The sequence below is a fragment of the Streptomyces sp. MZ04 genome (genome assembly GCF_004684775.1).
GTDB lineage: Bacteria > Actinomycetota > Actinomycetes > Streptomycetales > Streptomycetaceae > Streptomyces.
Genome location: NZ_SRIC01000520.1, coordinates 1 through 2,235 on the forward strand (window position 1 = coordinate 1; position 2,235 = coordinate 2,235).

Consider the following 2,235-nt stretch of genomic DNA (forward strand, 5'->3'; position numbering starts at 1 on the left):
CCATTGACCTCTGCCCCGGGCGGGGCGGAGGCCTCCGCGGGTGGGCCGTGCGCGGGGTGGGTGCGGTCCTCCAGCCAGCTGTCGCAGTCCGGGGTGAGCGCTATCGCCGACGGCGCGGGCACGTCCAGGCGGTCGGCCAGGTCCCGCACCAGGCGGTACAGATCGGGGGCCGAGCTCTCGCTGATCGGGACCGTGGGGCTGACGGCGGGCCTGGCGCGGGCGACGACCAGCGCGATGCCCGCGGCGGCGAGCAGCACGACGGCGGCGACGGCCGTCACGATGCCGCGCACCACGTCCCAACTGCCGCCGGTGACATGGCCCGTGGCCCCGCCCGCGAGCAGCACGACGGCGACGGCCGCGGGCAGCAGTGCGACGGCAAGGGCCCTGCTGCGGATGCGCAGCACGGCGAGCGCCTGGGAACGCGCGGACTGCACGCCCACTTCCACACCCGTACCTGACACGACCTACGTCACCCCCTGCTGCCTGCTCCGCCTGCTGCCCGGCCGCCGGCGGGGACCGGGGCCGAGGGCGGACGGCAGCCGCCGATGGATTTGCTCACTCCCCCACTGTGGCACCCGCCACTGACATCGCAATGCCGGTGGTCTGTTTGGCTATGGGCACCTGAACCGCTTGCGCCGCACCCTAGTTGGGGTGCCGGGCATCGTCAGCCGGATGGGCCAGCGGTCACCCGATGGAATGGCTTTGGGTAAAGGTGGATGACGGTCAGGCCCCGGATCCAGTGTCAGATCCGGGGCCTGTGAGCTGTTCGCGGCCGGCACGTGGGCGACCTTGGTTACGCCTCCGCGGCCGCCTTCGCCGCGATGTCCGTGCGGTGCTGGGAGCCGTCGAGGCGGATGCGGGACAGCGCCGTGTACGCGCGCTCGCGGGCCTCGGTCAGGTCCACGCCCGTGGCCGTCACGGACAGCACACGGCCGCCCGCGCTGACGACCGCGTCGCCGTTGTGCTTCGTCCCGGCGTGCAGGACGTACGCGTCCGGGGCATCCTGCGCCACGACGTCGCCGAGTCCCTCGATGGGGTCGCCGGTACGCGGCGTATCGGGGTAGTTGTGCGAGGCGATGACGACAGTGACCGCGGCGTCGTCGCTCCAGCGCAGCGGGGGCAGGTCGACGAGGGTGCCTTCGGCCGCGGCGCGCAGGACTCCGGCGAGCGGGGTCTTCAGGCGGGCGAGGACGACCTGCGTCTCGGGGTCGCCGAAGCGGGCGTTGAACTCGATGACGCGTACGCCGCGGCTGGTGATCGCGAGGCCCGCGTAGAGCAGCCCCGAGAACGGGGTGCCGCGCCGTCGCAGCTCGTCGACGGTCGGCTGCAGAACACTCTGCATGACCTCGTCGACCAGCTTCGGGTCGGCCCAGGGAAGCGGCGAGTACGCCCCCATGCCACCCGTGTTCGGGCCCTCGTCCCCGTCCAGCGCGCGCTTGAAGTCCTGGGCGGGCTGGAGCGGGACGACGGTGACGCCGTCCGTGATGGCGAAGAGGGAGACCTCGGGGCCGTCGAGGAACTCCTCGATGACGACGCGGTCACAGGCGAGGGCGTGCTCCCGGGCGGCTGCGATGTCGCCGGTCACGACGACGCCCTTGCCGGCGGCGAGCCCGTCGTCCTTGACGACGTAGGGCGCCCCGAAGGCGTCGAGGGCTTCGTCGATCTCCCCTGCGGTCGTGCAGACGTACGACCGGGCGGTGGGCACCTGGGCGCCCGCCATCACGTCCTTGGCGAAGGCCTTGGAGCCCTCCAGCTGGGCGGCCTCCCGGGAGGGCCCGAAGCAGGGGATTCCGGCGTCGCGTACGGCATCGGCGACCCCGGCGACGAGGGGGGCCTCAGGGCCCACCACGACGAGCTCGGCGCCGAGGCGGGTGGCCAGGGCGGCCACCGCGGTGCCGTCGAGGGCGTCGACCGGGTGCAGCTCGGCCACGTCCGCGATGCCGGCGTTGCCGGGGGCGCAGTGCAGGGCGGAGACGTCGGGGTCGAGGGACAGAGAGCGGCACAGGGCGTGTTCGCGGGCACCACTGCCGATGACGAGGACCTTCACGGTGGTCAGCCTAGCGGCCGCGATGCTCTGCGCTTGTACGGGAGGCCGAGGTGACCCTCTGGGTGAGGTTGTACGTTCCTCCAGGACTGGGGGTGATTTGTCCCCCTGCGTCAGGGCTGGCCGGTCCTCGGGTGCGGGTCGCGTCCGCCCTGGGCCGCCGCTTCGCGGCGGATGCTTTCCCGCCCACC

The 2,235-nt window shown here is 73.2% G+C and carries 1 protein-coding gene and 1 pseudogene; both read right to left on the reverse strand.

The window, feature by feature from the left end; all coding sequences use genetic code 11:
- A pseudogene (locus tag E2651_RS42705) lies at positions 1–461 on the reverse strand (hypothetical protein); the annotation flags it as partial.
- 332 nt (positions 462–793) lie between these two features.
- On the reverse strand, positions 794–2,047 hold the full coding sequence (purD, locus tag E2651_RS42710) for a phosphoribosylamine--glycine ligase (protein WP_135336645.1): 1,254 nt from the start codon (positions 2,045–2,047) through the stop codon (positions 794–796).
- Positions 2,048–2,235 lie beyond the last annotated feature (188 nt).